Here is a 7,303-nt window from a genome sequence, read left to right on the forward strand (position 1 = left end):
GAGCCAATTAAAGATACAGGCCTGCGCCGTACTTATCCAAACTGGATTGCGCGCGAAGGCGCACGCGGACAAGAATATAATGCATGGGGTTCACCACCTAATCCACCAGAGCATGTACCAATGCTTGCTTTTACCCGCATGCTTGCAGGACCAATGGACTTTACGCCAGGTATTTTTGATATGAGCTTTAATGGTTTAGGAGGCGATACAAACCGCCCACAAACTACACTTGCCAAACAACTCGCACTTTATGTTGTTTTGTATAGCCCAATTCAAATGGCTGCCGACTTACCTAAAAACTATTTGGCTAAGCCCGATGCGTTTCAATTCATTCAGGACGTACCAACAGATTGGCAGCAAAGTATTGCTATTGATGGTGAAGTAGGCGACTTTATTGTATTCGCTCGTAAAGAACGTAAAAGCACTAAATACTCAGGAAACGATTGGTACCTAGGTGCTGTTACTGACGAGAAAGCCAGAACAATTGAGGTGAAACTCGACTTTTTAGAGCAGGGCAAAAAGTTTGAAGCGCAAATTTATAAAGATGGTAAAAACGCAGAGTGGAAAAACAATCCGTACGATATAGCTATCGAAAAACGAATTGTAACTGCAAACGATAAACTAACGCTTAAATTAGCCACTAGTGGCGGTACAGCTATTCGTTTTAAAGCACTTTAATACAATAAAACCCCTGTATTTATTGTGCAGGGGTTAATACCTTGATTGGCAAATATACTTGTGCACTTAAACCGCCTTCTGGGCGGTTTTCTAGTTTTACTTTACCGTCGTGCATATCAACAATGCGTTTAATAATGGCAAGGCCTAAGCCACTACCTTCACTGCCACGTGCAGCATCGCCTTGCTTAAAGGGCTCGAACACAGACTCTAATTCGTTTTCAGGGATCCCAGGACCACTATCGTTTACAGCGATAACTACATACTTTTTGTTTGAATTAAAGTAGCTAAGTACTTCAATATCGCCCTCAGAATAACGCAGTGCATTACCAATCATGTTGGTAATTACACGCTTAATAGCCACAGAGCTTAACGGTATATTGCCTATATTTGGATTACTTTTAAACGTAATAGTACGTTGATGCTGAAGCTCAGAATTGACAACCTCGGCAACTAAAGCATTTATATCTTCGCAACTTAGTTCTTCACGTTTATGGTGGCGTAAATACTCAATAAACTGATCGATAATCCCGTTCATATCTTCTATATCGTAAATAATACCTTCACGAAGATAGTCGTCTTCATCAACCATCATTTCGGTGGCTAAACGGATACGCGTAAGCGGCGTACGTAAATCATGCGATACACCANCCAGCCATTAGTAAACGGCGGTCGTTTTCAAGTGCGGCAATTCCGCGCGACATTTGATTAAACGCGCGCGTTACTTCTATTACTTCTGTTGAGCCTTCTTCTTCTAATTTGGTAGAAAAATCGCCTTTACCTACTTTTACTGCAGCTTGTTGCAATGCTTTTAATGGCCTATTAAGGTGTCTTGCAAACAACCACCCACCCAAAACGCTTAAAAAGCCAATACTTGATAAGTAAAAAGTTAAAAACTCTAAGTTATTCTCTTTAAAGCCTTTAAGCGGTACTTTTACCCAATAACCTGGTGCTTGCGGTGCTTCAACCCAATAAATCAATGGATCTGTTTGGCTAATACGTACACGAGAAAAACCACCAAGTTGCTCAGTCATGCTACGCGATAGCATAGAATACTCGCGGCTTTGCCCAAGCCCTTGGCGCATTGCTTCGCGCTGCGTCATGACCTCAATGCCAGTGATTTCAAAAAACTTTGCAGATACTTCGTCGTTTATTTCAACGCCATCTTCCCAATCAATAAATACTGTTTTAATTTGCTTAGCAAGCATCAAGTTAACTTGCTCAATGGTTGGTTTTACAACATAAAAACTAACCGTAACATAAGACACTATTTGATTTATGAGCAGCAGAGCCGCCACTAAAAAAACAGTTTGTCCAAAAGCACTACGCGGAAAAAAACCCATAAATATTACTTTTCACCGTCGGGAACAAACACATACCCCAAACCCCAAACGGTTTGAATATATCGTGGATTGGCAGCATCTACTTCGATCATGCGGCGAAGTCGCGACACTTGCACATCAATGCTTCGCTCAAGCGCACTGTAATCGCGGCCACGCGCTAAGTTCATTAGCTTATCGCGGCTAAGTGGCTCACGTGGATGCGAAACAAGCGCTTTAAGCACTGCAAACTCACCACTGGTAAGCGATATTGTTTTATCCCCTTCACTCATTTCGCGCGTTGCTAAATTAAGCGTAAATTTACCAAAAGCGATTAAGTTTTCTTCAGCAGCAGGTGCGCCTGGCACTTCTTTTGCGCGGCGACGTAAAATGGCTTTTATGCGAGCAAGTAGCTCTCGTGGATTAAATGGTTTTGGAATGTAATCGTCAGCGCCAAGTTCAAGGCCAATAATGCGATCTACTTCGTCGCCCTTTGCAGTAAGCATAACAATAGGAATTTCATTTTCTTTTTGGCGTAGTCGGCGGCAAATAGATAAACCATCCTCGCCTGGAAGCATTAAATCGAGAACCATTAAGTGAAAGTTTTCACGCTCTAGGAGTCTATCCATTTGCTCCGAGTTTCCTGCGGTTCTAACAATAAAGCCTTGCTCTACTAAGTAACGTTCAAGCAAACTGCGTAAGCGCATATCGTCATCAACAACTAATACTTTTGTGGTCTCGTGTCCCATAATCTCTTTCTTATTTTTATATCCAATTACTAGTTAATATAAATGAAAAACTTAATAATCAAAAACTAATTACTTGCTTAGATTGTTACTGAACATTTCAAAGCTTCCTTACTCGTACTTTATTAAATTTTACGCTCGACAAATTTTGGCAAATTTAATAACGTGCACACCATTAGAGTTAATAAAGAATTGGCCATGAAAACAAATTTAGTTACCCGCGAAGGTTACTTGCAATTACAACAAGAACACGATCAACTATGGAACGTAAAACGCCCAGAAGTAACAAAAATAGTTAGCTGGGCAGCCAGCCTCGGAGATCGCTCTGAGAACGCAGACTATCAGTATAATAAGCGTTTACTGCGCCAAATTGACCGCCGGGTACGCTACTTACGCAAGCGCATACCTGATTTAAAAATTATTGACTACTCTCCCGTGCAAGATGGAAAAGTATTTTTTGGTGCATGGGTTGAAATTGAAAACGAAGAAGGTGAAGTTAAAAAGTTCAGAATTGTAGGTCCTGATGAAATTTACGACCGTAAAGATTACATATCAATAGACTCACCTATGGCGCGTGCGTTGATTAAAAAACAAGTGGACGACGAATTTGAAGTGACCACTCCTCAGGGAAAAAAGCAGTGGTATGTAAACAGTATCGATTACCAAAAAAAGAAATAAAAAGTTTTGATTCAGATCATGTTAACTTTTGATTGTGTAAATTAAAGCAATAAGCTATAACTGAATTATTCAAGTTGATTTGTTTAATTTGAAAGCAGTTAATTAAGGTCGTGATTATGTCAAACATAGTACAGCGCATATTTAGTAATGCCGTATTGTTTGCACTTTTAATGAGTGTAAGTTTGACCCTGCATGCCAGCAACACTGACGTAAACCTTGATAACGCTAAACTATCTAATCACTTTATTACTTGTGATATTCCTGACCAAGCAAACCTCGATTTTGACGTGGACTCTCACGTTAACACTATTACCTATAGGTCGCCTCAACCACTTCCTAATGTCGTAGATTCTTTTTATAAGAGCACTAATCTAAACAGACCTTTTAGCACTGCATACCAACGCGGACCACCTAGCTATTTAATTTAATTCATTATTTTACAACTTAATTAAATTTTATAACTACTAAGGTGACTACTATGTCTAACTTTAAAGAATTACGTACCCAAAATATTTCTCATGGCGTTATTGCTAGCACATTTGCAGATGATCAACCATTAATCGATTTATCTTCTCCAGCGCTAAAAATGGTGAATAACTTTACTCAAAAAACACCTATTCGTGCAGAGCATGGAACAACGATTACAGATGCGCTTAAACAAGTAAGTGCACAACAATCTGACTTTGTTTTAGTAACAGACGAACACCAAAAATTAATTGGCCTAGTTTCTAGCGCCGATTTACAAAGCTCTAAAATTACTATTATTGCAGAGCGCTTAAATATGCAACGAAGCGAAGTAAGCTTACGTGACATTATGACACCAGTTAGCCGCCTTACAGGTGTAAGTATGCAAAGCTTAAGCTACGCATGCATTGGTGATGCGCTGCAAACGATGGAGCATCAGGGCACAATGTTTTTATTAGTTACAACAGCGAGTAACGAAATTTGTGGTTTAATTTCAGCTCGCCAAATAGCTAAAACATTACATATTCCTGTACATATCTCACCTATTGCTCACTCTTTCAGTGAGGTATTAGAAAACATTGAGCACCCTCACTAGGGCGCTCTTTTAGTTGAATTGATTTGCTCCCGACCCAACCATCTTAAAGCAAGTAAAATAGCTTGCTTTAAGAGCTTTTCATTACTACCTCCTGTGATATTATTCAAGCAATTAACAGCGCCAGTAACACGCTTCTGGTCTTATTTTATTGTATAAAAAGGTTTTTGCATGAGCGATATCTCTGCACGTTTAGCCGGTGAGTTAAACGCACAGCAGCAACAGGTTGTTGCTGCAACAAAGTTACTTGATGAAGGCGCAACTGTTCCTTTTATTGCCCGCTACAGAAAAGAAGTTACAGGCGGCCTAGACGACACCCAATTACGCCTTTTAGAGCAGCGTTTATCGTATTTACGTGAACTAGAAGAGCGCCGTAGTTTTATTTTATCGACAATCGAATCGCAAAATAAACTAACGCCAGAGCTAAGTGCCGATATAACTAATGCACAAAGTAAAACAGAACTTGAAGATTTATACCTACCATATAAAGCTAAGCGCCGCACTAAAGGCCAAATAGCAATTGAAGCTGGTTTAGAGCCTCTTGCAGATGCACTATTTAAAGATGCTAACCTTGACCCAGAGCAACAAGCACAGCAGTTTGTAAGTGCTGAAAAAGGTTTTGCAGATACAAAAGCGGTACTTGAAGGCGCTAAATTCATCTTAATGGAACGCTTTGCTGAAGACGCAAAATTACTTGCTAAATTTAGAAGCCACATTAGCCAAAATGGCGCAATTGAAAGTACTGTGATTAAAGGCCAAGAGCAAGCCGGTGCAAAATACCGTGATTACTTTGAGCATCAAGAACTTCTTAAAAAAGTACCTTCTCACCGTGCGCTTGCAATGCTTAGAGCCCGAAATGAAGGTGTACTTCAGTTAAATATAAACCCAGAGCCTAGTGCTGAAAATTCAGCACAATTATGTGCAAACATGATTGCTGAGCATTACCGTTTAGATATTAAATATAAAGCGGCAAGTCCTTGGTTATTAAACGTTGTTCAATGGGCGTGGAAAGTTAAGCTAGGGTTACACCTAGAGAATGAGTTTTTTGCAGCAATGCGCGAAAAAGCAGAAGCCGGTGCAATCGATGTATTTGCTAAAAACTTAAAAGATTTATTAATNCCCTCGTACTACTTTAGGTCTTGATCCAGGCCTTCGTACTGGCTGTAAGATTGCCGTTGTTGATAGCACAGGTAAATTACTAGCTACACAAACTATTTTCCCTCATGCACCACAAAATCATTGGGATAAATCAGTGCGTACGTTAGAGCAACTTTGCCGTCAGCATAAAGTTGAGCTAATTGCGATTGGTAACGGTACTGCATCACGCGAATCAGATAAGTTGGTTGCTGAGCTTATCAAAGCAAACAGCGAACTTAAACTTAGTAAAATTATGGTTAGCGAAGCAGGTGCATCGGTTTACTCAGCTTCTGAATTTGCAGCTAATGAATTTCCAGATTTAGATGTTTCTATACGAGGGGCTGTCTCTATTGCGCGCCGCCTCCAAGATCCACTTGCTGAACTTGTTAAAATTGAGCCAAAATCAATTGGTGTTGGCCAATACCAACATGATGTATCGCAAAGCCAATTAGGCCAGAGCCTTATTTCAGTAGTTGAAGACTGTGTAAACTCAGTAGGCGTAGATTTAAATATGGCCTCGGTACCGTTACTTACACGCGTATCTGGTTTAAACAAAACATTAGCGCAAAATATCGTTAATTATCGCGATGCTAACGGCACATTTACTAAACGTAGTGAGCTTAAAAAGGTTGAGCGTTTAGGGCCAAAAGCATTTGAACAAGCGGCTGGTTTTTTACGTATTAACAATGGTAGCGATCCACTAGATAACTCATCAGTACACCCTGAAGCTTATCCTGTTGTTAAACGCATTTGTGAACGCAATAGCTTAGATGTCAGTAACCTAATTGGTAACAGCGACTTTTTAACTAAACTTGCTGCTAACGATTACACTGACGAAAAGTTTGGCTTACCAACCGTTACCGACATTATTACTGAGCTTGATAAACCTGGTCGAGATCCTCGACCTGAATTTAAAACAGCTGAGTTTAAAGCCGGTGTTGAAAAAATTAGTGACCTAAAGCCAGGTATGATTTTAGAAGGTGTGGTTTCAAACGTTGCTAATTTTGGTGCGTTTGTTGATGTAGGTGTTCACCAAGATGGTTTAGTGCATATTTCAGCAATCACGAATAAATTTATATCAGATCCGCGTGAAGTTGTTAAAGCTGGTGATATTGTAAAGGTTAAAGTTGTTGAAGTAGACGCTGCACGTAAACGCATAAGCTTTACTATGCGCTTAGATGACGATATTGACACAAGTAATAAGTCAGCAGCTCCAGCTACGCAAAAGCCACAAGCACGTGCTAATAATTCGCAACCTCGCGCTGCAAAGCCTAAACGTGACAACGGTAATGCGTTAATGGGCAATGCATTTGCCGATGCGTTCGCTAATGCTAAAGTAAAAAAATAATACTTGTACAACTAAGCTAAAACGAAAAAAACCGCGTAAGCGGTTTTTTTGTGGTTATGTTTTGCTAAATTATTAACTTAACGCTGAAAAACTACTTTGGCTCGCTGGCGATGTAGCCATTTGATAAAAGTTAGCAATACGCCCCGCCCGTGCCTCAACATCGGCATCACGTGTTTGCTCATCACTTTTAGCTGTTTTTGTATCGCTGCTTTCATCGCTAGAGAATGACGCTTCAAGTTTACTTTTTGCGTCTTCGTCGTCTTCTTTTTCAGGTTGTGCAAGCTCAGCTTGAGCCGCTGCTAGCTTTTGCGTAGCATCTGCAGCAATAGAGCGATCAGCTCCC

5 protein-coding genes and 3 pseudogenes are annotated in these 7,303 nt (G+C 40.2%); 5 read left to right on the forward strand and 3 right to left on the reverse strand.

The window, feature by feature from the left end; genetic code table 11:
- A partial coding sequence (locus L652_RS0111725; protein WP_029770273.1) for a glycoside hydrolase family 97 catalytic domain-containing protein occupies nt 1-678 on the forward strand: 678 nt, incomplete at its 5' end.
- 19 nt (nt 679-697) lie between these two features.
- Here the strand turns inward: L652_RS0111725 and envZ are convergent.
- A pseudogene (gene envZ / locus L652_RS01000000123730) lies at nt 698-2,018 on the reverse strand (two-component system sensor histidine kinase EnvZ).
- Nucleotides 2,019-2,023: 5 nt separating this feature from the next.
- Entirely contained in the window at nt 2,024-2,743 is a 720-nt protein-coding gene (gene ompR, locus L652_RS0111735; protein WP_002959552.1) for a two-component system response regulator OmpR, read from the reverse strand.
- A gap of 195 nt (nt 2,744-2,938) precedes the next feature.
- Between ompR and greB the strand changes: the two genes are divergently transcribed.
- The 4 genes and pseudogenes from greB (at nt 2,939) to L652_RS01000000123735 (ending at nt 6,960) form a co-directional block, all read left to right on the forward strand.
- Nucleotides 2,939-3,418, forward strand: a complete 480-nt coding sequence (gene greB / locus L652_RS0111740; RefSeq protein ID WP_002959554.1) for a transcription elongation factor GreB — start codon at nt 2,939-2,941, stop codon at nt 3,416-3,418.
- A gap of 116 nt (nt 3,419-3,534) precedes the next feature.
- Entirely contained in the window at nt 3,535-3,846 is a 312-nt protein-coding gene (locus tag L652_RS0111745) for a hypothetical protein (protein ID WP_024595748.1), read from the forward strand.
- Between the two features lie 50 nt (nt 3,847-3,896).
- Nucleotides 3,897-4,478 carry a CBS domain-containing protein gene (locus L652_RS0111750; protein WP_024595749.1) on the forward strand — a complete coding sequence of 194 codons (582 nt, stop codon included), beginning with the start codon at nt 3,897-3,899 and terminating at the stop codon, nt 4,476-4,478.
- 168 nt (nt 4,479-4,646) lie between these two features.
- Nucleotides 4,647-6,960: pseudogene (locus tag L652_RS01000000123735) on the forward strand (Tex family protein).
- A 72-nt stretch (nt 6,961-7,032) separates the two neighbouring features.
- Here the strand turns inward: L652_RS01000000123735 and L652_RS0111760 are convergent.
- Nucleotides 7,033-7,303 (reverse strand): annotated as a pseudogene (locus tag L652_RS0111760) (catalase); the annotation flags it as partial.

Origin of the sequence: Pseudoalteromonas sp. TB25 (genome assembly GCF_000497995.1) — a bacterium.
Classification (GTDB): domain Bacteria; phylum Pseudomonadota; class Gammaproteobacteria; order Enterobacterales; family Alteromonadaceae; genus Pseudoalteromonas; species Pseudoalteromonas distincta.

Bases quoted from the DNA above. Each gene is read 5' to 3' on its own strand.
- ompR (WP_002959552.1), bottom strand. From the start codon at position 2,743: ATGGGACACGAGACCACAAAAGTATTAGTTGTTGATGACGATATGCGC.
- greB (WP_002959554.1), top strand. From the start codon at position 2,939: ATGAAAACAAATTTAGTTACCCGCGAAGGTTACTTGCAATTACAACAA.
- L652_RS0111745 (WP_024595748.1), top strand. From the start codon at position 3,535: ATGTCAAACATAGTACAGCGCATATTTAGTAATGCCGTATTGTTTGCA.
- L652_RS0111750 (WP_024595749.1), top strand. From the start codon at position 3,897: ATGTCTAACTTTAAAGAATTACGTACCCAAAATATTTCTCATGGCGTT.